This is a genomic window from Thalassoglobus sp. JC818, from assembly GCF_040717535.1.
Taxonomy (GTDB): Bacteria; Planctomycetota; Planctomycetia; order Planctomycetales; family Planctomycetaceae; genus Thalassoglobus.
On sequence record NZ_JBFEFI010000004.1, the window covers coordinates 467,434 to 488,033 of the forward strand.

Consider the following 20,600-nt stretch of genomic DNA (forward strand, 5'->3'; position numbering starts at 1 on the left):
CATCGCAATCGACGAACTTTGAGATTGCTTGAGACCGAGACATCGAGTGATCAAGAGAGTCATCCGCAATGTGGACGGCTCTCTTTTTTGTGGAGCCCATTGAACTGTTGCCTGATCACGATCCGCAATCGGGTCGATCGAAAAGCACCGGGGAAATGCGTCAAGCTTTCAAAGTCTCACCGACGACAACTCGCTTCTAAAACATTTTCTAATTTGGTGTACATTCTCTCGCACGAGCAAACACAGCCTTTTACCTCATGGAACAGAGCAAGCGAGTGCACAGGAAAGAGCAACTTGCTCTAACAACCACTTTCAGAATTTCTTCAGGCCAGTTTGAGTCTCTTCCACGCGCTCGATACACTCAAATCACCTGATAATTGAGCATCACAGCATCGGTACTCCGATCAGCGGAACGCTCTGACGTGATGAAACTCCCTCTACGACGAGATACGTAATATGTTTGGCCTCGGTACACCGGAATTGATTGTTCTGGCAGTGATTGTGTTGTTGCTTTTCGGAAGTCGACTCCCTTCAGCGATGAGAAGCTTGGGAATGTCAGTCAACTCCTTCAAAAAAGGAATGAAAGAAGGCGACGAAGAAGATTCCCAGAACAATCTGGATTCAAAGCAAAACGACTGACCCAGAAAATCGGAGATCAACGCCTCGCTGTCTCCGATTCTCGTTTCGAGACACTCCTGCTTTCAGGGTCTTACGACTCTCCCCCCTTCCAAGCTGCACAAACCCCGGCGCAACGCGTCCCCCGCCTTAGCATTCGAAAACACGGATCGCTTTGCCGAGCAATTGATTCTCATGACAACCTAGAAAAATGGGGCTCAAGATGAGCAATGCCGTTGATCCACTGTTCGCATCCGTGGCTTCAAGTTACCTCGGACTCCATTGGATCGACTGGGCTGTGCTCGGCGTTTATCTCGTCGGAATCACTGCACTCGGCGTTTGGTCTTATCGTAAAGTGAACGACGCGACCGATTTCTTCATGGGAGGCAGGCGGTTCGGAAAAGTCTTCATGATGTTCTTCGCTTTCGGTGCGGGAACAAGCAGCGAACACGCGACGAGCGTTTCGGCCGGTTCATTTCTGAACGGGCTTGCTGGAATCTGGTACCAATTCTTGTGGCTTTGGGCGACGCCGTTTTATTGGATCATCGCCCCTGTGATGAGAAGGATGCGGGCCCTGACGACCAGCGACTTCTTCGAAGCACGCTATAACGTCTCGACATCTGTGCTGTATTGCATCCTCGGGATCTGCATGTCGATCACGTTCATCTCCGCTTCTTTGTTCTTCGGGGCCAAGATGGTGACAGGCCTCACCGGCGGAGCGTTTCCGGTGGAACTCGCGGTCGCTGGTATGACGGTGCTGTTCGTGATTTATGGGCTCGCTGGAGGATTGGGAGCGGCGGTGATCACCGACTTCGTTCAGGGAATCCTGACGATCATCTTCTCATTCCTGCTGCTCCCCTTTGCACTTTACTATGCCGCTCAAGTCACAGGACTCGATTCCGGTTTCGCAGCACTTCATCAGGGAGTTCCAGGTTTCTCCGGCGATGAAATGCTAAGCCTGACACTCACGACAGAACTCGCTCAGAAGCTCGGCAAAGAACCGATCACTTGGTTTTACATCATCATGATGTCGGTGAATGCGCTCGTTGGAATCGTTGTGCAACCACACATTATGGGTGTCTGCGGAGCAGGTAAAACCGAGTTCGAAGGACGTTTCGGATTCACTGTCGGAAACTTCATGAAGCGGCTTTGCACGATCGCCTGGACTTTCATCGGGCTGGCGTGCGTCATCATCTACCTCACACCTGAAAGCCAATTCATTACCGCAGAACGGATGGCCGAACTGAATTCGGATCCAGCGAAGATGCGTGACTTTGCTGACAGCGTCTTCGGATATGCAGCTCATGATCTGCTCCCGCGAATCAGCCCGGGACTGGTCGGTCTGCTGTTCGCTTCGTTGCTGGCAGCCATCATGAGTTCATGTGATGCTCACATGGTCATGGGAAGCGGACTCTTCACCGAAAACCTATACAAGAAGTTCATTCATCCGAGTGCTTCCAAAACAACACTTGTCTGGGTCGGTCGAATTTCCGGAATCGGGATCGTGGTGTTGGCGCTCTTGCTGATGACTCAATTTCGCGATGTCATTCAGGTGCTAACCCGCTACGTGAACGCCATCCCTGCGTTCATCGGCCTCGCCTTCTGGTTCGGAATTGTGTGGCGCGGATATACGTCGAAGGCGGTCTGGGTTTCGACTCTCGTCGCTGCCGGGCTGTGGTTCCTCACAACCGGTCACACTCCCCTCGCCTGGATCTCTCGAATGGGAGACTCTCCAATCTTGCAGCGGAACATTGACTACTTCCCCGGGCTGTTCCGTGAATGGCTGTGGTCCGTTGTTCCGCAGACGAAATACGAACTCGAAGTTGTTAAACAAGTCTTCGTCGACGGCGTCGCAACCGAAGTATCGACCACGCACACTTCAACGAGTATCCCCTGGCAATACGCGATTTACCTCGGAGGCGGAGCAATCGCGGGAATCGTCACCAGTTTCTTGTCGACGCGCACAAGCACACAAAAACTCGATCACTTTTTCACGCTTCTCCGCACGCCCGTGCGTCTCGGTGAAAAAGTTGATGAGCCATGTACGCTGCCCGAGAATCCGCTACCGAAGGAGACCGGCAAACTCATCCCACTCTCCGACCTCGAAATTCCTTCACCTTCGGTGGTTGGAATGGTCGGATTCATCATTTCGTGGATCGTGGTCGGCCTACTGGTTGCCATCACCTGGCAACTCGCGCAGCTTGGCGGGTAAATCACTTCGAGTGATCTTCCGCGCTCGCTTCCTCTCGTCTCCATTCATGAACACCGGGCTGAATGACAACAGTTCGCGTAGATGAATCGCTTTGAGCCTCAAACGGTTGAGTTTCACTCTGTGTCCGAATGGCTCGTCTTTTCACCCTGAGCTGACGAGCCATCGACAGCTTCGTCTCTGGTAAAGCGACCGATCCATATCGGAAAGAGAACTGCGCCGATCAAACCAAGCCCTGAGAGAATTGAACCGATCAAGATGCTTCGCGGTCGGAACTCCCAGCGAACGAATTCGGGACTACCGTCCTCTGCTCCGTCCAACTTTACAGTGCGATACAGTTCCGATTCGAGTTCCTCGTGTGAAGTGCAGACCCAACCGGGATAGTTGAGGTCTCGCAGTTCAAGAGTTCCTCCTGCAGAGTTGCTGACTTCGGCGACGACTTCGTTTGGTGAGACGTTGAGAGTGACGACTGCATTCGGGTTTTCCAACACATGGCAGCGGCCTGAGGCATCTGTGACCGAATAGAAATAGAACGGGTCTCGTCGCCCAAAAGCACGATTCAAGAGTGCATCGACCGATCGAGATTCCAGCTTCACATTCCACGCGGTTTCATCAATAGAATGTTCCAGCAGAAGATGAGTGACTCCCAGTTGATCCAGTCGCTGACGCTCCTTCTGAATTTCGTCCGTAGATGATTCCATGAAGTCGATGCGGACTGCTTCTGTTTCATAGATCGCCGGTCCAAGGCCGAGATAAACCGGAAGCGAAGAGACATCGAGCAGCGTGGGAACATTTTGTCCGGGTGCATACAGGCGGACATTGTCATCATGCTGTCCAAAGTACTCTCGCAACTCGCTCTCTTCACGATGTTTGATCGGAGGATCATCGAGAAGCGTTGCGTAGAAGACCTGTCTCATCCAGAACGGATTGCTTCCGATTTGAAACTTCCGACTCGCTGCCCACAAATCGCCGACAACCATCAGCACGATGATGAAACCAACGACATTCGTTGAGCGCTTCGATAGATTTCGCGCCTCAATCAGAGATTGAAATCCATTGGCAGCGAGGATCGCGATCGCGAATGCGGAGATCATCGAATACCGCCCAGGACCGCGGAAAAACCCGATTCCCGGAACATCTGCCAACCAGTAAGTGGGCCAGCCAGTCGCCATCAATAAACCAACAACACAGATCAGCCACCATCGCCATTGAACTCCTGATAGCTGACCTCGAGACGGAAGTGTGGCTCCCAGAATCGCCAGTACAAGCGGAAGGATTCCGACGTAGATGTAAGCTTCCACTTGATTGGTCGAGTCAGGAACGGAGAGCCAGTTGGCTTCGACAAGATATTCATCGGTCGTCATTTCGCCTGCGTGCCAACTCCAGGGCATCCACAACTGGGAGATGGCAGACGGAGGCAAATGGCCATACGTCGGAGTGAAGGCAATCGCTTCCTCCTGCCGCTGACTGACAGTCTTCAATTCCCAGGTCGGGACAATCTGAACGCCTGCAATCGCAAACCCCAACAGCAGCGAACCTGCAACGGCGAGCAACGAAACAGTGAGAGGTGCTTTTCCTTCGTCACTATCAATTGGAATGAGCCATGGCCAGACAGCTGCTAACAGAATGGTGATGAAGGCCAGATTGTAGTGCCCAGCCAGCAAGTTCAGCCCGAGGATCAGACTCATCGCTGCCAGAGACCGGCGATTCTTCGACTGCAAGAAAACTGTTTCCGCCCACAGGAACGCGACGCTCCATGCTCCGCCCACGATCGCCCATTCCAGGCAAATCCGAGCGGGGAACCAACCGTAGACAAAAGTGACCGCAGCCAGCAGAGATGGCCACCAACTCAATCCGATGCGCCGCGCAACTCCATAGGTTGAAACGAACGCGATGACGTAGTGAAGAAGCTGTGAGAAATTGTAGGCGGAGTTGATATCGAGAAGTCGGTAGAGAACGAGGTACACAGGATAGAGTGCTCCCGTCTGGCTTTCCCCAAGAATGGGATAACCGAAACCGACGAGCGGGTTCCAGAATGGGATGCTTGACTCCGCCAGCGCGTCCGCAAGCACAGCTTTTTGCGGGAAATAGTACGGGTATAAGTCCCCGCCGATGACCCCTCCTCCCTCCCAGAGCGGCCACCAGAATACCCATGTCAATCCGACCGCGAACAGCGCGACTACGCAAGCTGATATGGCTTTTTGCATTACGTCAACTCGGGACTTTTCAGCCCCGCTATTTCAGAGGATTTCAAGAACTGCGGCACGCAAACTGCATTATTGCGATTCGACAATTCTGTCGCCACATCCTCCCTCAAAGAGACCTCACAACAGTCCTTGCCAATGCGTTCAGGCAGTCAAAACACTGGTGATTTCGCAGTTCATGAGAAACAGCGATTCGAGTATTGACAGGTTCAGTTGTGGTTTCGACAATCCCGGCTTGTAATTCGTACAAATCGGCATGAAGCCAAACACAATGAATGGAATCACACTCTTTCAAAGGACCGCTGTCGTCCTTCTACGAATTTTCCAACAACTGACGGAACGACCAATCTCTTAATCAAACCGCCACGGAGGATCGGGTTCTCGGAGCTGTGTGCTGCAGTCCGCTGAACCTGACCATTGGAACCACCCTGCTCGCTTCAGTCTGAGAATGCTCTCTGACAGGATCGACTTCTGGAGTACATCTTATGTTACGTACAGCGATGGCCTGCATCCTAAGCCTGACGTGTTCAACCGCTCTCTCCCTCGACGATCAAAACGTTCTTTATGACTTCAGTGCCACGTGGTGCGGACCCTGTCAGCAAGTCGCTCCCGTCGTTGACCGCCTGCATCGAGAAGGACTTCCCGTCCGCAAAGTTGATATCGATCAGGAACGCGACCTCGCTGCCCGATACGGCATCAAAGCTGTCCCCACATTCGTTCTCGTGATCGACGGAAAAGAAGTCGAAAGACGTTCGGGCTACATGTCCGAAACCGACCTCCGAAGACTCGCCGGAAAAATTCCACAATCAAGCTCAGCTCAGTCACAAGGTGCGATGCTGGCACAAAACCAGTCGAATGGACCCTCCGGAATTGATCTCGGTTCACCTGGATCGATTCAAACACCTGCGACGAATTCCGCTGAAACGTCGCAACCCGCTGCCCAGCAAGATGAAGCACCATCTGCCCTCGCACGTTTGAATCCGTTCCGCAAGAAAGACGCGACACCCGAGTCACTCGTGCGTGGCAATGACTCTCCAGCTGGCAGCTCAGCTGAAGGAGCTTCTCAGCGAGCTGAAGATCCCATGCAGGCCAGCGTGCGGATTCGCGTATTTATCGACGGGAAAATCAATCTGGGATCAGGAACTGTCATCGCCAGCAAGCCCGGCCACACTGTGATTCTGACCTGTGGGCACATCTTCCGAAACTTCCAACAGGATTCGAAGATCGAAGTCGATTTCATTCGGGATGGAAAATCGATCGAGCACGTTGCCACGGTCGAAAAATTTGACACCGAATCCGATCTCGGAATCATCGTCGTGAATACCGATCAGGCCATGCCAGTCGCACCAATCGCGATGCTTCCGCACACTCCAGATATTGGAGATTCCGTTTCCGGAATTGGATGCAGCGCAGGCGATCTTCCGACTCGAAACGATATTCAGATCACTGCCATCGATCGTTACGAAGGTCCAAACAACATCGAGTGCACCGGACTTCCCGTTCAGGGACGTTCCGGAGGCGGATTGTTCAATCGCAATGGTGAGGTCGTCGGAGTCTGTATTGCTGCCGATCGTGAACGTGAGCGTGGCCTCTATTCAGGGCTGCATGCGGTTCATCAGATTCTCGACGAGTGCCATCTGGCGCACCTCTATCAGCCTGTGAAACAGGACTCTCCAGCGATTCAACTCGCCGATTCCGCTCCCCTGTCAAATGGCCTGAATCAAGCTCAGCCGATGCCATCCGAATTTGCCTTCTCAGATTCGCAGCCAATGGCTCACATGCCCAACAATGCACCGACCGCTCCCGTCGCCCTTCAACAGACGAATCCAGCCGCGACACCATCGTCAACTCCATCTCGTCCAGTTGACCTGCAGGCGGGACGTCAGGAAGTTGTCGTGATCATTCGCGATCCATCGAACCCAGAAGGATCGAACCGGGTTGTGATTATCCACGACGCCAGCGAAAAGTTTCTCTCCTATCTCAATGGAGAACTCGATCCAGTGGGATCACAGCAGGGACGGATGATGTCCTCCACGACTCCAGTTCCGGCGATCTCCCGACCACTTCGTTCGGAAACCGATTCTTCATCCGTCGTGGCCAAGGGACTTCGCTATTCCGGACGAACAGCATCCCTGCAGCAGACGTCGCTTTCACAGTCTTCTGGTCCTCAGCGTTTCGTTCGCAACCAGCCACGCGTGGCTCGCTAACGCTGACTTGAGATTGACGAACCAGACAAATCAGTGTACGCTGATCCATTGACACTTCAACGCGGACACCCGCAGGAGAGCCATTTCTGAACATCCCGTTATAAGACCCATTCCTGGAGGTCGGAATGAACCAAAACCCTCAATTGCGACGATGTACCGAGTTGGAATACATACTTCTCGGTGACTTGCGAGATCTCCTGGAAGAGCCAGCTGATAACGAAACTGCTCGCTGGCTCGTCGCTGTGCTGGATGCTCTGCTGGAGGCCCTCCCTGAAGAATATTCACTCAAGACTCGGCAGGGATACCTGTCCGATGTTGTTGAGTCCGTCCCTGAGTGGGATAACCGAGTGACGGCGCTGGAAGACGAATACTTCCGCCTGTTTCGACGACTGGGACAGCTGCGTTCTCAAGTCGTTCTCGGTGTCGACTTCCAAAGAGTGGCCAAGCAGGTCTCAATCGATCTGAAAGATTGGATGACCGCGTTCGTATCGCATCATCAGCAAGAGAGAGAATTGGTCTCGATGGCAGCGACCTACGAAGTCGGCGGCAATGGCTGACGTTCTCTGGAGCAACTCCGGTCTAGGATGGCAGCACCTCTCTCTCAAGTGCGATCAGCATCCATGGAACGCAACCTGATTCGCAGAGTGACGAGCGATCGCTAAGATTGCTCGCAACGGCCCAGTGAATGGCGTTCTAAATTGAGAAGATCTATCGAGGGGTTGGAGTCAGAGGCTGTGTGAATCGCAAACTCTGTACTAGGTCCAGATCTTTCGATTCCAGCTGTTCCAGCAACGTCGGCTCGATGGAAAAGACGAACGAGAACTGGCGTCCTTGAGGGTTCACAACGAGGTAATAGATCCACGACATCGGAATCTGAGCAGAGGCACTCGCCCCTTTCACTTCGTACTGACCATTAGCGACGACTCGATAAATCTTGCGGTCATCACCGGTCTCAATCTCTTCGCGTTCTCCGAACTCCTGAAACTTGTCGCCAAGCGAACTTTGAATGTCGCTTTCGAACTGCTCAAGCGGGATACGTTCCCCGGGAGCAGCGGCTGGCAGAGGTGATACGTTGCATTGGGAAACGAGGCTGCCGTGCTCGACGAGCCGCAAAATTGAAACCGGGTTTGATCCACCTGCGACCGTTTGGAAGAGATGCCAATCTCGAAGATGCGAAAGTTGCAGGCCCCATTCCGGAACTTTGAACGTCAATTTCAGCTGAGTTGGGTCTGGCTCGAAGCCAATCGACTCCAGCAACTCGGGAGTGATTTCGTCCTGAGTGGAAGCCACTTTTCGAACGAGATTCGAGGTGACTTTGACATCGAGCCCAGGATTCACCGTTCCGATGTCGGCCAGGATCACGTAGATGACGCGAGTCTGTGCGACATGAGAAGTGCGACGGTCATAAATGACGGTCCCTTTGACTTCGACTTTCGTTTTGGCTCCGAGCCGTTCGCCTTCAACCGTTCCGCTCAAACTGATTTTGGCAGAGATTCGGTTGGCGTCGCTGAGAGTGCATTGGAAGTCCGAGGTTTTCACTGCCTCGATGCCGGTGAGCATCTGGATCGCCCAATCGGGAGGAGTCCAATCGTCACCGATTTCCTGATCGGTATCCGGGAGCAAGCCAATCACCGCCAGCGGATCTCCCGGGAGCTCCAGCAGATCCAGGCTGTCGCGAGTCAAGTTCCCATCGAGGGGATAGTTTTGCACCCCTTCCCTTCGGCCGGCAGCCACAATCTTCCGCGTATTCGCAGGCAGTGTGGACTCGGTTCGATACTCGTTGACGTCCGTAACGAGGTCAGCACGTGAGAAGATTCTCAAGGCTCGCAGGGAAAAGGCATCGCGGCCTGCCGGGGGCAACAGCTTCTCAAGAAACTGAAAACCGGCTTCAGCTTTGAGGAGCAGGCGATCTTTTTCCGTCTGGGATTTGGCTGTCACCACAGATCCGACCGTTTCGATCTGAGCCTGACAATTGAAGGCCTTCTCGGACAGATACGACTCTTTTAAAGAGATCGCTTCGCCCCGCACTTCAGGGCAGAATGTCCCGCTGAAGATGACACAGGTCAGCGCAACCGCGGCTTGAAGTTGCGTCGGTTTCCAACGCAGATTGTTCAGCAGCGAGGAAAAGATCGAATTGCGAGCCATCTGAGACATCTGCCCTCCCTGGTAGTCTAGATTCGGTGACGACTCACCGACCGAGTCGAGACAAACTCATTTCCGGCGCGAGATCGAAAGTCTGATCATGAATCAGGTCGCTCGCGCTCCGGAACAGTTGGTCGACTACTCCTCTTCGTCTCCACCGACAGCGACTTTGGTTGCATCTTCATCTTCCCAGGACATCACGCGCTCATCGTCAACCTGAACGGATGCTCGATCGTCTTCCGCTGGTTCGATGACAGCTCCCCATTCGGCGAGTTCATCGCCATGTTCTCCAGCGACAACGGTGAAATCGTCGCGGACTGCTCTCCACCACTGCAGGTGAGGCCAGTCACGACGGATTGTTTTGAGACAGGTCAACATAGCGCGGCCATTGGCTCCAGCACTGAATCCAGCTCGGTTTGCGACGGCTGAATAAGTTGCGATCTTATCTGCTCGCTTCAATTCCCAAAGAACCTCTGCGACAGCTGGAGCACGAGTAGAAGCCATAATCCGTTCCTTTCCTGAAACCCACTTTCCAAACAGTAATTTTACCCAATTTTGTCTACTTCTACGGTACTGAAATCGCATTCAACAGACAAGTAGGGACTAGTTCACACGATTTCATCGGGCAGCGATCTCGCATTCGAAGTCAATCAGGGCTTTTTTTGAGGCTGCCGATATTCTCGCTCGTAGTCGATCCAAAGAATCGAGGCTCAATTCGCGCTGGCAAGCTGCTGCTATCGACTCAGCGAGGTAAACAGTCGCTCGTCTCAAATCCACGTGCGAATGGCATTCGCAAGTCGGACCTGTCATCTCGAACACTTTGTGGTTTGCTGAATGCAAATAAACCTGAGCGAGAAATCTGCCCGCGTAGTGCAGTCGATAGCGAAGTCAGGGAATGAGCAAGATGAGTCCCGCAGTCGCCAACCCTTGAGCGGTCGCACCTCGCAGACTGAATGGTGGATACTCACACGTGTAGCACGCGTGATCTCCTGGTTGAGTCTCGCCGAGAGTGTAAACCGTTTCGTATGGAGGGTTTGCCCCAATGAGATACGGAAGAATTGGAACCGTGCCGAAGAAACGAACACCTGAGTAAACGGGCTGACAGATCCCATGAGAGAATCCGTGGGCCTCTAGATTGGCGTCTTCGAAGTAGAGCGGCTGATGATTCAACAGCGACGCATTCCAGTATTCTGTGGTTGCCGACCAGTTACGTGAGGTTCCCGGCGGATGAGCCCGTTCGTTGATTTCAGCAAACAGGACCTCGGCTCGATTCTCTGGCAGCGATCCCTGTGGAGGAGTGATATCGAGGGAAATTTGACTCAGCGCGAGCTTGGAGTCTCCCTCAACCGTTCGAGCTTCTTCCATCGATCCACCTGGCTCAACGGCTGACGAGGAATTCAACAGCCCGCCGTGAAACTCTGTTCCCGGAACGGTTTGAATGAAGTAGCTCAACGAGTATCCATTCGGCATGCAACCTTCGAGGTACATGCTGTTGTAGCGCCAGTTCACATACTTGTACTGCCAGCGACACAACAGAGATGGCTTTTCTCCGTGAGTGGCTTCATAACAATCGACCCAGCGTTTGAACTCAGTCTCAGAGGCAGCGAAGCAGCCTCCCGCCTCATGGCCGACTTCAGTTGAACCACCGGCACCGGTCGAATTTGGCTGCCCCATGTACGGACAACACGCCAGAGCCGCTGGCGACGGACCGGCAACGCAGTAGGATTTCTCTCCCTGGAAGCAAACTTTTCCGGAGCGCAGAACAGGCGGCACGGAATGAGCATCGCACGCAACGTATGGCGAACAAGCTGGTTCACTTAGGGCAGTCAGACACTCGTCTGAAAAGGCGTCCCCCGCCCGTCCAGTTTCACAGACGCACAACAGAATCCAGACACCTGCGAACACAGCACTCGTTCTTCTCAGGACCTGTCCTGACTGGGATTGAGTGAGCATTTTAAGACCTGTTGTCGGAAAGGAGTGGCAGCCTGAGAGAAATCACCGAATTGAGGACTTCGAGATTTGAGGTGTCCTGCACTGGATAGAATCGTCGAACAGCTTGAGTAGAATGCAATAAGATTGCTACATCCGGTACCCTGTCCCTATCTCGCCTCGTTTAACACAGTCTGACTCTTCAGCTGGGCCACTCCGGGATTCAGGCATCCTCAGATTGCCTCGAAACGGGTTGTGAGTTCGAAAACTCCTCAATTCGTAAGTCTTTGGACCGGTTTCGAAAGACATCTCAACACGGAATTTCGACGAATGTCACGCCGGCTGAATTTGCCCATCGACTCAAAATCCTTGCAGATTACGACAGCTTGCCTACTTGAAGCAGCTGCTCGCAAACCGGGAAATGTGCATCCGCAGGCTCAATTCAGCGATTTGACATTCTCAGACTTCGAGAAAGCAGCAGAGATCACGGGCACTGTACTTGGAGAGGATCAAACTTCTTTGACCGTCGCTCAGCAGATTCTTGTCGCAGTTCGAAAGACGCGGGAGCATGTTCAATCCAACGTCAATCTCGGGATTCTACTTCTCCTGGCGCCGCTGGCAGCAGTTGAAGATCACCTCTCGCTGGAAGAAGGAATCCAGGATGTGCTCGCAGCTCTCGATGCTCGCGAAGCTTCGACTGTCTATCAGGCAATACGCGAATCACAGCCCGGGGGGATGGGAACTGCTCAGCAGGAGGACGTCAATTCCGCACCGACTCAATCACTCGTCGACTGCATGGCTCTTGCTGCTGGGAAAGACACCATCGCCCAGCAATACGCTACAGATTTCTCTCTGGTTCTTGGCCAGGGAAGAGATCTATTCCGTCGCTGGTGGGAGCGGACGTCAGACTGGGAAGCGAGTGTGATTGGAACTCAACTGGAGTTGATGCACCGGGTTCCCGATACTCTCATCATTCGAAAGTGCGGGCCTGAGACCGGCGAAACTTCGGCTCTTATGGCGGGTGAGGTCCTCAATCGCGGGTGGCCAGACTCCCGGCAGGGCGAGAAAGCTCTTGTCGAATTTGACCAGTGGCTGCGAGCAGATGGTCATCGCCGGAACCCCGGAACTACCGCAGACCTGATTGCAGCGATATTGTATGCAGCCACTCGCGACAGGTACTGGTCTCCTCCTTCGCACATCACGATTTCAGAAACGTAAGCTGCAACGAGTTTTTCATGTCACAGACACGCTCTTTCGCCGTTGATGTCACCAAAGATCATCTCGTCTTCTCAGCTGCGCACTTTATCACCATCGGGGACGATCTTTGCGAACGGCTGCATGGACACAACTGGCGAGTCGCTGCCCGTGTCGAGGGTGAACTCGACAGCAATGGGTTTGTCTTCGACTTCATCGCTCTTCGTGATGAACTACAAAAGTGGGTTGATCGACTCGACCACCGAATGCTGTTGCCGACCCAACATCGTCAGATTTCCGTCGAGACGAAGGAAAACGAAGTTCACGTCCGATATGACGACCGGAGATGGGTCTTCCCACTCGAGGAATGCGTGCTGCTCCCGATCGAACAGACGACGGCGGAACTTCTCGCCAACTGGATTGCCGACCAGTTAATCGAGACTCTCGAAACGTCCCCGTTGACCAGTCTGTCGGTGAAAGTCGAGGAAAATTTCGGCCAATGGGCGACATGCCGGGTCGATTTTTAAGAAGCCAATGCGGGAATCGAGAAGAAACCGACGGAAAACCGAAAACCGTTGATGGTTCACTGCTCATCCGCTATGAGTCCTGTTTGCGGGCGTTTTCGTCCCTCGAGCTTCAGTTGTCTTGAGAATCGAACTTGATGCTGAACGCTCCGCAGATCATGAGAAGTCGTCGCGAATGTCGATGACTGTGTCAGTTCAAATCAGATCAATTACTTTCAATCGAAATACGCCTTAAGGAGACAAGTGTGGTCGCACGGAATGGTTCCAACGCCGACGCAGACGGATCAGAAAACGGCGATCAGTTGCAGTTCGTCTCCATCAGCGGTGAAACGCGCCGCCGGTATCTGAACTACGCAATGTCGGTCATTATGTCTCGTGCGCTGCCCGACGTCCGCGACGGGCTGAAGCCGGTGCAAAGGCGAATTCTGTACACCATGTACCATGACCTGCGATTGACCGCAGATGCAAAGTACAGGAAGTGCGCCAAGATCGTCGGTGATACAACGGGTAATTATCATCCTCACGGAGACGAAGCGGTCTACGATGCGCTCGTGCGGCTTGCTCAAGACTTCACCTATCGAGAAACCCTTGTCGATGGTCAAGGTAATTTCGGAAACGTGATGGGGCTTCCCGCCGCCGCTCGAAGGTATACCGAAGCGAAATTGACGGCGATCGCAGAAAGGCTGATGTCCGAACTGCGGTACGAGACCGTCGAAATGCGTCCAACTTACGACGCGACTCGAGACGAACCGACCGTTCTTCCTTCGCAGTATCCGAATTTACTCGTCAACGGATCTCAGGGAATCGCGGTGGGAATGGCGACGAACATGCCACCTCACAACCTTGGCGAAGTGATCAAAGCTGCGATCTATCTCGTTGACAATCCCGGATCGACAGTCGCGAACATCCGGAAATACATCAAAGGACCGGACTTCCCATTGGGCGGCCGAATTGTCACAGACTCGGTCGAGCTGCGCAAGATCTACGAGGATGGTCGTGGAGCGATCAAAGTTCGTGGCGAGTGGCGATTCGACACTGAGAAGAAGAAGGAAATCAAGAACCGACTCGTGGTTCATTCCATTCCATATGGAGTCGAAACCGGAGGGCTGGTCAACTCACTGGGCGACATTCGCGATTCGCGAAAACTCCCGCAGCTCGTCGATGTGGCTGACGAGTCTGACGGAGAACAAGGTCTGCGGATTGTGCTGCACATCAAGTCAGGAACCGATCCTGATACGGTGATGTCGTACCTCTATAAACATACCCGACTCGAAGAAAACTTCTCATACAATGCGACTTGTCTCGTCCCGGATGAGCATGGCGTGTTGATTCCGCATCGATGCTCACTCGTCGAGTTGCTGCAACACTTTCTCGACTTCCGCTTCGTTACAGTTCGCAAGCGATTCGAATACCTGCTCGCGCAGCTGGAACGGCGAATTCATATTCTCGAAGGCTTCGTCATCATCTTCGATGGCCTGGAAGAAGCCCTTCGGATTATTCGCAAAAGCTCCGGCAAGCAGGATGCCTGTCAGAAACTCGTGAAAGCGTTTCCACTCGACGAAGAACAGGCAACGGCCATTCTCGAACTGCAGCTGTACCGAATTTCGACGCTTGAAATCGACAAGATTCGAGAAGAGCTCGAACAGAAGCAGGCGGAAGCAGAACGAATTCGCAAGATTCTCAAGTCCGATGCGCGCCTATGGAAAGAGGTTCAGTCCGAACTCAAGGAGTTGGGGGACCAGTTCAAATCGAAGCGAAGAACAGCTCTCGGTTCTTCAGAAGAAATCACCGAGTTTGACCCGCAAGCCTACATCGTCCGTGAGAACACGAATGTGGTCATCACGAACGAAGGCTGGGTTCGACGACTGGGAAAAATCTCATCCATAGCGAAGCTTCGCGTCCGCGACGGGGACGAAATTCTGGGGGTCTACCCGGGATCGACATTAGAGAACGTGATTATGTTCTCCTCCGACGGAACCGCTTACACGATTCCGATGGATCAAATCCCACCCTCGACCGGTTACGGGGAACCTCTCTCGAAGCACTTCAAGCTGAGCGATGGAGCAGCCATCATCGCGGGTCTGACGACTGATCCACGATTCACACCTGAAGATGTTGAGTACGAAGACTACCCGCCTGAGCCATACCTGTTCATCGCAACAGCCCATGGACAGGTCATGCGGATTTCGCTCTCGCAGTTCCGGGCTCCGTCCACGAAGAACGGTCGAAAATATTGTCGACTCGGAGCTGGCGACCGCGTTGTCCATGTTGAGGTGATGAACGAAGAAGAAACTGTCTTTCTCATCTCCAAAGAAGCACGGTTAATTCACTTCGCTGTCTCGGATGTTCCCATTCTGAACAGCGCTGGACGAGGTGTCCGCGGTCTGAAATTGACAGACGAAGGAGACCAGGTTCTGGCTGCCAAACGTCTCAGTCGCCCGAGTGACGTGTTAAAAGTTGTCAACGAAAACGGCAAGGAGCTCAGCTTCGGTCAAATGAAATACAACGTGACTGGACGCGGTGGAAAAGGAGTCAAAACGAGCCAGCGAACCGGCATTCAGTCTGTGATTCGCCCGGAAATTGAGATTGTCGACTGGACATCACTTGGCGAAGAATAGAATCATCACTCCAGTTGCAGATCGACTGGATTCACTCCACGAAAAACTCTTACACTCGTTTCACGGATCACTTTACCCAAACTGAGACTCGAATGCTGCTTCACTTGTTGAAATCCAAACTCCACATGGCTGCGGTCACTGAAACGGAGTTGCACTACCATGGCAGCGTGACGATCGATCGCGAATTAATGGATGCCGTTGGGCTGCTTCCCTATGAAAAAGTCCTGATCGCAAACTGCGAAAACGGCCAGCGTGCTGAAAGCTATGTGATTGAGGGCCCACCCGGATCAAAAGTCATCAAAATGAATGGTGCTTTGGCCCACACGTCTTCGATTGGCGATCGCGTCATCATTATCGCTTTCGTGTCCGTCACAGAAGAAGAGTCACGCAAGCACGATCCGCGAGTCGCCATTTTGAATGAGCAAAACGAGATCATCGATCAGTTCATCGGTGAAGTCTATCCGCAGCGAGATTCCCAGACTCAACCACTCTCATAACAGATCAATGGGCGTCAGTCGGTCTGTGAAACTGTCGAGGAGTCTTTCATTTGGCCTTCGAAAAGACCCGTCTCAGAATCGCTGAAGGCTCTGACGATCGATCGGAGTTCGAGTCAGAACTCTGTGCTGCCATCGCCTGCTTCGATGTGCGACGACTCACGCGCTGTGGCGGAGTCGCGGCTGACCCGTCGCTGAAAGAGATTCAACACGTCTCAATAGAGAATCGAACGCTCACTACCATCGTGACAATCAATCTGACGGATGGACATCCTCGAGACTGCTCAGGGTCGTGTTCACAACCACGAGTGACTCGCAAGGAAAGTCTGTCGATCGACATCGATCTCGATTCCGGAAGAGCGGAGTGGCAAACGATCGATGGCGTCGTCACGAGCCTCGATTGAAGGCACGCTCAGTCGTGCTTCCCCTCTTTGTGTGAGAGGGATTCACGAAGATGATTCGATCACTCTGCCGGTGAATCTTCGGAAGCAATACCGAGATTGCGGAACACGAATACGCCCAGCTTCGAAGCTGTCAGGATATCGATGTTCCCGTCGCCGTTGACATCTTCCGCGAGGATTTGGACACCGACGCCGGAGTTTGAATCGACGAGATGGGGAACGAACCGAACGCTGCCGTCATCTTTTCGAGTTAACTCAAACCAGAAGACAACCGGCGGAGCGTTGGGCTCGATGTCGCCATCTGGTCCGTGTGCCCACATGCGTTTTCCGGTGATGACATCGGTCAAACCATCGCCGTTGATGTCCGCAAAATCCAAAGCATGCGGTTGAGTGAAGGCGGCTCCGAATTCGTCCTCCCGGGAATGGTCGGACATGATCAAGTGCTCTCGAAAAGACTCTGAGTTTCCGGTGTTCTCGTACCAGGCGAGTCCCCATTCATGGGCATTGACTGCGGAGACGACATCGGAATCGCCATCGCCATCCACATCGAAAACGCCCATCTGAGCTCCGCCTCGATCAGCCGAAAAGAGCAGCCGATGAAATGGCCACGCCTGCTTTGAGTCTGTTGGCTGTTCGTACCAACCGTCGTTGATGATGTAATCGAGACAACCATCGTTGTTCAAATCGCCGATGCCCTGACCATGATAAAACTGCGGCCAATCCTCGTTGTCCCCAATCGGAGAAAAGATCCAAGGTGCTCCGGGATCGCTTGAGTCCGGCTTGAGAAATCCCCACTTCCCATCCCAATGCGTGATCAATTCAGGCAAGCCATCCTGATTGATGTCGACAAGTGACGGAGACTCTCCTCGAACTCTTTCGAAGACGAAATGCCGTGGCCAAAGTCCCGAGTCATCGCCCGGATTTTCGTACCAGTAGGCGGAGTGCTTGTGAACGCGGCCGAGGACCAGAATGTCCGGGCGTCCGTCGTCGTTGAAGTCGTGGACAAACGAAAACATGCTGTTGCTCGGACTCTCTTCCGGAGGCAACGGGACTGCTTCATAAAATTCGTGAGCCTTCGTGAATTCCGGTCCCTCATACCAGAAAGGGCCAGCGACGATATCGACGTGGCCATCTCCGTTGATATCTCCGGTGTCGACACCATCGCAGTAGTAACGATCGGTCAATTGCTGCTTCGAGAAGTCGCTGCCCGATGCAGTGAGTGGAGTACCCAGAAACGAGAAGCTGGAGAGAAAGAGAATCCAAAGCGAAGGCTGTTTCGAACAATGCTCCGGGAAGCTTCTCACGATGTACTCTCCAAAGATGCTGACTCTTCCGAGGGGGGACGCAAAACTTGCGGGAATTCACCGAAGAAATTTCCGGCCGCAGGGCGAGAGTTCAGCATAGCCTGAGAGACGAAACGAGGCCAGCACCCCATAAGTCAACTTTGATCAATCAGCGCATCGCTGAACGACAAAGAGAGGCAACGAATGGAGATGCCGTCATCGAAACGTTGTGTTCTTGACCGTTTTGAAACGGCTTTAAGAACGCAGCAACAACCCGCTTTGAAAGTCGACAGATCCGAGTCAGATAAGGTTCAACTTGCTCGGACGGTCTTGAGGCCGTCGACAGCAGTCTTTGCAAAGACCGTGAGCTTCAAGGCGATGGCTTTCGATTCGAAACCCGAGTTCTCGAGCGACAGTGTCCAGAATTTCTTTGATCTGCTCGTTGTGGAACTCCGTCAGCTCTCCGCACTTTTTGCAAATTAAGTGGTCGTGCTGTGGGTATCCATAATCGTGCTCGTAAAGATCACGATCATCTTGCCGGGCCACTTTGCGGATGAGGCCAGCGTCTTCAAGCTGTTTGATCGAGCGGTAAACAGTCGAGCGACTGACTCGCTTGCCATCACTCCGTTGATCGAGTCGCTGAATCAGTTGATCGGCGTCAAAATGTTCGTGGGAAGCAAACACTTCTTCCACAATGATTGAGCGCTCGCGCGTCATGCGCAGTCGCTGCGTCGCCAGATACTCGCGATACTTCTCCTTCGGGGAGATGGCTACCGAGACCGATTCCAGATCGGACACGATCGCTCCTTTCAATTCAGACTTACGAGACTCAATCCATCATGATTCGACCGAGCATACGGTCGATCGCGAGATCAAGTTTCTCTGGAGTGTCATACGTTCCTGACTCGATTTCCGATTTAATTCGTGCCAATCGCTCGGCATGAGATTCTCCGGAACGCTCGACAGACTGCGAAGGAGAACTTTGAGAATTGTGACCAGCCATAGAGTCCGGTCGGTCAACTCGTTCTTGTGGACCGTCAGACACTGACCGCTCGCTCCCAGATTCATTTTGGTCGGAAGTGGAACCTGTTTTTGAACGTCTCATGCCTTCATCATAGCCGAGTGAAGTGCCAATCATCAAGAACTTGCTAAAGCAATGTCCCATTGAATGCAGAACTGATGGACAGGACACGGTCTGAACAGTTGTGGATGCAAGTCGCATGGAGATTCTCCTAAACGACCGTCCTGGTTGAATTTCGCGTGGATCGCGGCATCATGCTATTGGTGTGAACTTCGCCTCATCCTCGAGGCTGTCTGGTACCGTTTTTATCGGTCACAATCAGAAACACGATGAAGACATTCGACGAATGTTCAGCTTTTTGAACGCTTTTCCACAGATTTTGCATGAATTACAGGACTGACCAACCTGTTTTCGCCCGCTCAAGAGACGACCGGCCGATTTCATCAGGTTGCAATTGACCTGATTTCGCGGATCGGATTAGATTTTCGCCGAGGTCACGTTCGTGCACCTTTTCCCCAGATCCCTTCTCGAAAATCCGTCATGCAGATTTCAAGAGCGAATCGCCCCGCCTGGAGACAGCGTCTGGTCGACGCGGAAACCGGCTTTCGAATCGGACTCCGGACCGACTCGACACTCTTCATGTATCTGTTCGTCGGAATTGGCGTTCTTTTCTCGGGTTTCGTCTTCCGACTGAGCGTCATCGAATGGACGATTCTCGTACTCACGCTGGGGCTTACCCTCTCGGTGGAGCTATTTCATCAGCTTTTGAGACTGATTGTTCACGAGTTCCGGCATCATATCGGGCAAAATCTCAATCAGATTCTCAGGCTCGGAACAGCAGCCGTCGTCGCGACAAATGTCTCTGCGATCATCGTGCTGCTCATCCTCTTCGGAAGCCGCATCGTCGAGGCAATTGGCTAGACCTTTTGCTTGATTTCAGCGCATTCGCTGGAACCCAATTCTTGCAATGGACGCTCAATCGCCAAGGCAATTGAGAATGTCGAAGAGAAGAAACTCTGCTCGCAAAGCTTCGAGCGACAACTTCGATAGCGTGACCGTTGGCACGAACTGAATTCATCGGTTTCGATTCGAATTCGCTTGTTCGCTGGAAGAACGGATAGAATCGGGTTTAAAGTGTGTGAAGCTGTTTCGGGTAGCGGGACGCCCTCCTCACCCTGAGAGACAGACTCAACCCACCCAAAAATTCTCACCTGAAATCTCGACGATTATGAAGGACCCCGTGATGACTCGGATGATGACATGTGTGCTGACGATCATGTTTGCACAAATCAGTTTCGGACAAGACGGCCTGCAACCGCGAATGACCTTTCCAGTCAACGGTTATTCGATGACACCGCTGGAAGCTCCAGTCGGCGAAACCCCGTATCAGTCACTGATCATGTTTCTGGCAGCTTCGGAAGGATTTGCCCCGAATGTGAACGTGCAAATTCAACCCTACCCCGGAACGATGCAGGAGTATTCTGACCTCTCGAAAGGACAGTTCGAGCAGCTCAACTTTCAAGTGCTGAAAGAGAACGTCAACGAAAACATGGCTCTCTGGGAATACACCGGAACGACTCAGAGCAAGACCCTGCACTGGTACACAGCTGCTCACAAGCGCGACAATAAGGTCTACCTCGTCACAGCTACCGCCCTTGAATCACAGTGGGAACGAGCTGGCGAGAAACTGAAAAAGTGCGTCGACAGCTTCCGACTCGACCAACCAAACGTCATCGGCGGCCCTTCAAACTAGATCAAA

18 protein-coding genes are annotated in these 20,600 nt (G+C 52.9%); 11 read left to right on the forward strand and 7 right to left on the reverse strand.

The genetic code is table 11. From position 1 onward, the window contains the following. Nucleotides 1-456: 456 nt before the first annotated feature. Nucleotides 457-639 (forward strand): twin-arginine translocase TatA/TatE family subunit, encoded by a 183-nt coding sequence (locus AB1L42_RS12890; protein ID WP_367055898.1) that lies wholly within the window; start codon nucleotides 457-459, stop codon nucleotides 637-639. Between the two features lie 199 nt (nucleotides 640-838). Next, nucleotides 839-2,827, forward strand: a complete 1,989-nt coding sequence (locus AB1L42_RS12895) for a sodium:solute symporter family protein (protein ID WP_367055901.1) — start codon at nucleotides 839-841, stop codon at nucleotides 2,825-2,827. Between the two features lie 113 nt (nucleotides 2,828-2,940). Here the strand turns inward: AB1L42_RS12895 and AB1L42_RS12900 are convergent, their stop codons facing one another. Continuing rightward, the gene (locus tag AB1L42_RS12900) at nucleotides 2,941-5,031 is read right to left on the reverse strand and encodes a hypothetical protein (protein WP_367055904.1); all 2,091 of its coding nucleotides are present in this window, start codon (nucleotides 5,029-5,031) and stop codon (nucleotides 2,941-2,943) included. Between the two features lie 482 nt (nucleotides 5,032-5,513). Here AB1L42_RS12900 and AB1L42_RS12905 point away from each other — a divergent pair, with 482 nt between their 5' ends. Both AB1L42_RS12905 and AB1L42_RS12910 read left to right on the forward strand, forming a co-directional pair. Continuing rightward, nucleotides 5,514-7,235, forward strand: coding sequence for a thioredoxin domain-containing protein (locus AB1L42_RS12905; protein WP_367055907.1), 1,722 nt, complete (start codon nucleotides 5,514-5,516; stop codon nucleotides 7,233-7,235). A 125-nt stretch (nucleotides 7,236-7,360) separates the two neighbouring features. Next, nucleotides 7,361-7,792, forward strand: coding sequence for a hypothetical protein (locus AB1L42_RS12910; RefSeq protein WP_367055910.1), 432 nt, complete (start codon nucleotides 7,361-7,363; stop codon nucleotides 7,790-7,792). Between the two features lie 151 nt (nucleotides 7,793-7,943). Here the strand turns inward: AB1L42_RS12910 and AB1L42_RS12915 are convergent, their stop codons facing one another. The 3 genes from AB1L42_RS12915 to AB1L42_RS12925 form a co-directional block, all read right to left on the reverse strand. Then, nucleotides 7,944-9,389: a hypothetical protein gene (locus AB1L42_RS12915; RefSeq protein ID WP_367055913.1), complete on the reverse strand. Its 1,446-nt coding sequence runs from the start codon at nucleotides 9,387-9,389 to the stop codon at nucleotides 7,944-7,946. A gap of 126 nt (nucleotides 9,390-9,515) precedes the next feature. After that, a complete protein-coding gene (locus tag AB1L42_RS12920) occupies nucleotides 9,516-9,881 on the reverse strand; it encodes a hypothetical protein (protein ID WP_367055916.1) in 366 nt (121 codons plus the stop codon). 384 nt (nucleotides 9,882-10,265) lie between these two features. Beyond that, nucleotides 10,266-11,330 carry a hypothetical protein gene (locus AB1L42_RS12925; protein WP_367055919.1) on the reverse strand — a complete coding sequence of 355 codons (1,065 nt, stop codon included), beginning with the start codon at nucleotides 11,328-11,330 and terminating at the stop codon, nucleotides 10,266-10,268. 306 nt (nucleotides 11,331-11,636) lie between these two features. Here AB1L42_RS12925 and AB1L42_RS12930 point away from each other — a divergent pair, with 306 nt between their 5' ends. From AB1L42_RS12930 to AB1L42_RS12950, 5 genes are all read left to right on the forward strand, one after another. Then, nucleotides 11,637-12,524 carry a triphosphoribosyl-dephospho-CoA synthase gene (locus tag AB1L42_RS12930; RefSeq protein WP_367055922.1) on the forward strand — a complete coding sequence of 296 codons (888 nt, stop codon included), beginning with the start codon at nucleotides 11,637-11,639 and terminating at the stop codon, nucleotides 12,522-12,524. Between the two features lie 17 nt (nucleotides 12,525-12,541). Further along, nucleotides 12,542-13,027 (forward strand): 6-pyruvoyl tetrahydropterin synthase family protein, encoded by a 486-nt coding sequence (locus tag AB1L42_RS12935; RefSeq protein WP_367055925.1) that lies wholly within the window; start codon nucleotides 12,542-12,544, stop codon nucleotides 13,025-13,027. Between the two features lie 242 nt (nucleotides 13,028-13,269). After that, nucleotides 13,270-15,642, forward strand: coding sequence for a DNA topoisomerase (ATP-hydrolyzing) (locus tag AB1L42_RS12940; RefSeq protein ID WP_367055928.1), 2,373 nt, complete (start codon nucleotides 13,270-13,272; stop codon nucleotides 15,640-15,642). Between the two features lie 92 nt (nucleotides 15,643-15,734). Next, nucleotides 15,735-16,139: an aspartate 1-decarboxylase gene (gene panD / locus AB1L42_RS12945; RefSeq protein WP_367055932.1), complete on the forward strand. Its 405-nt coding sequence runs from the start codon at nucleotides 15,735-15,737 to the stop codon at nucleotides 16,137-16,139. A gap of 50 nt (nucleotides 16,140-16,189) precedes the next feature. Next, nucleotides 16,190-16,540: a hypothetical protein gene (locus AB1L42_RS12950; protein WP_367055936.1), complete on the forward strand. Its 351-nt coding sequence runs from the start codon at nucleotides 16,190-16,192 to the stop codon at nucleotides 16,538-16,540. Between the two features lie 59 nt (nucleotides 16,541-16,599). Here AB1L42_RS12950 and AB1L42_RS12955 read toward each other — a convergent pair whose 3' ends face one another. From AB1L42_RS12955 to AB1L42_RS12965, 3 genes are all read right to left on the reverse strand, one after another. Beyond that, on the reverse strand, nucleotides 16,600-17,841 hold the full coding sequence (locus tag AB1L42_RS12955) for a VCBS repeat-containing protein (protein ID WP_367055939.1): 1,242 nt from the start codon (nucleotides 17,839-17,841) through the stop codon (nucleotides 16,600-16,602). Between the two features lie 279 nt (nucleotides 17,842-18,120). After that, complete coding sequence (locus AB1L42_RS12960; protein ID WP_367055942.1) at nucleotides 18,121-18,618, reverse strand: Fur family transcriptional regulator; 498 nt, start codon at nucleotides 18,616-18,618, stop codon at nucleotides 18,121-18,123. A gap of 31 nt (nucleotides 18,619-18,649) precedes the next feature. After that, the gene (locus tag AB1L42_RS12965; protein ID WP_367055945.1) at nucleotides 18,650-18,865 is read right to left on the reverse strand and encodes a hypothetical protein; all 216 of its coding nucleotides are present in this window, start codon (nucleotides 18,863-18,865) and stop codon (nucleotides 18,650-18,652) included. A gap of 516 nt (nucleotides 18,866-19,381) precedes the next feature. Between AB1L42_RS12965 and AB1L42_RS12970 the strand changes: the two genes are divergently transcribed. After that, nucleotides 19,382-19,762 carry a diacylglycerol kinase gene (locus tag AB1L42_RS12970; RefSeq protein WP_367055948.1) on the forward strand — a complete coding sequence of 127 codons (381 nt, stop codon included), beginning with the start codon at nucleotides 19,382-19,384 and terminating at the stop codon, nucleotides 19,760-19,762. 322 nt (nucleotides 19,763-20,084) lie between these two features. Beyond that, nucleotides 20,085-20,594, forward strand: a complete 510-nt coding sequence (locus tag AB1L42_RS12975; protein ID WP_367055951.1) for a hypothetical protein — start codon at nucleotides 20,085-20,087, stop codon at nucleotides 20,592-20,594. Nucleotides 20,595-20,600 lie beyond the last annotated feature (6 nt).

Excerpts from the sequence above, each read along its gene's own strand:
- AB1L42_RS12890 (WP_367055898.1), top strand. The coding sequence starts at position 457 with ATGTTTGGCCTCGGTACACCGGAATTGATTGTTCTGGCAGTGATTGTG.
- AB1L42_RS12895 (WP_367055901.1), top strand. The coding sequence starts at position 839 with ATGAGCAATGCCGTTGATCCACTGTTCGCATCCGTGGCTTCAAGTTAC.
- AB1L42_RS12900 (WP_367055904.1), bottom strand. The coding sequence starts at position 5,031 with ATGCAAAAAGCCATATCAGCTTGCGTAGTCGCGCTGTTCGCGGTCGGA.
- AB1L42_RS12905 (WP_367055907.1), top strand. The coding sequence starts at position 5,514 with ATGTTACGTACAGCGATGGCCTGCATCCTAAGCCTGACGTGTTCAACC.
- AB1L42_RS12910 (WP_367055910.1), top strand. The coding sequence starts at position 7,361 with ATGAACCAAAACCCTCAATTGCGACGATGTACCGAGTTGGAATACATA.
- AB1L42_RS12915 (WP_367055913.1), bottom strand. The coding sequence starts at position 9,389 with ATGTCTCAGATGGCTCGCAATTCGATCTTTTCCTCGCTGCTGAACAAT.
- AB1L42_RS12920 (WP_367055916.1), bottom strand. The coding sequence starts at position 9,881 with ATGGCTTCTACTCGTGCTCCAGCTGTCGCAGAGGTTCTTTGGGAATTG.
- AB1L42_RS12925 (WP_367055919.1), bottom strand. The coding sequence starts at position 11,330 with ATGCTCACTCAATCCCAGTCAGGACAGGTCCTGAGAAGAACGAGTGCT.
- AB1L42_RS12930 (WP_367055922.1), top strand. The coding sequence starts at position 11,637 with ATGTCACGCCGGCTGAATTTGCCCATCGACTCAAAATCCTTGCAGATT.
- AB1L42_RS12935 (WP_367055925.1), top strand. The coding sequence starts at position 12,542 with ATGTCACAGACACGCTCTTTCGCCGTTGATGTCACCAAAGATCATCTC.
- panD (WP_367055932.1), top strand. The coding sequence starts at position 15,735 with ATGCTGCTTCACTTGTTGAAATCCAAACTCCACATGGCTGCGGTCACT.
- AB1L42_RS12970 (WP_367055948.1), top strand. The coding sequence starts at position 19,382 with ATGCAGATTTCAAGAGCGAATCGCCCCGCCTGGAGACAGCGTCTGGTC.
- AB1L42_RS12975 (WP_367055951.1), top strand. The coding sequence starts at position 20,085 with ATGACTCGGATGATGACATGTGTGCTGACGATCATGTTTGCACAAATC.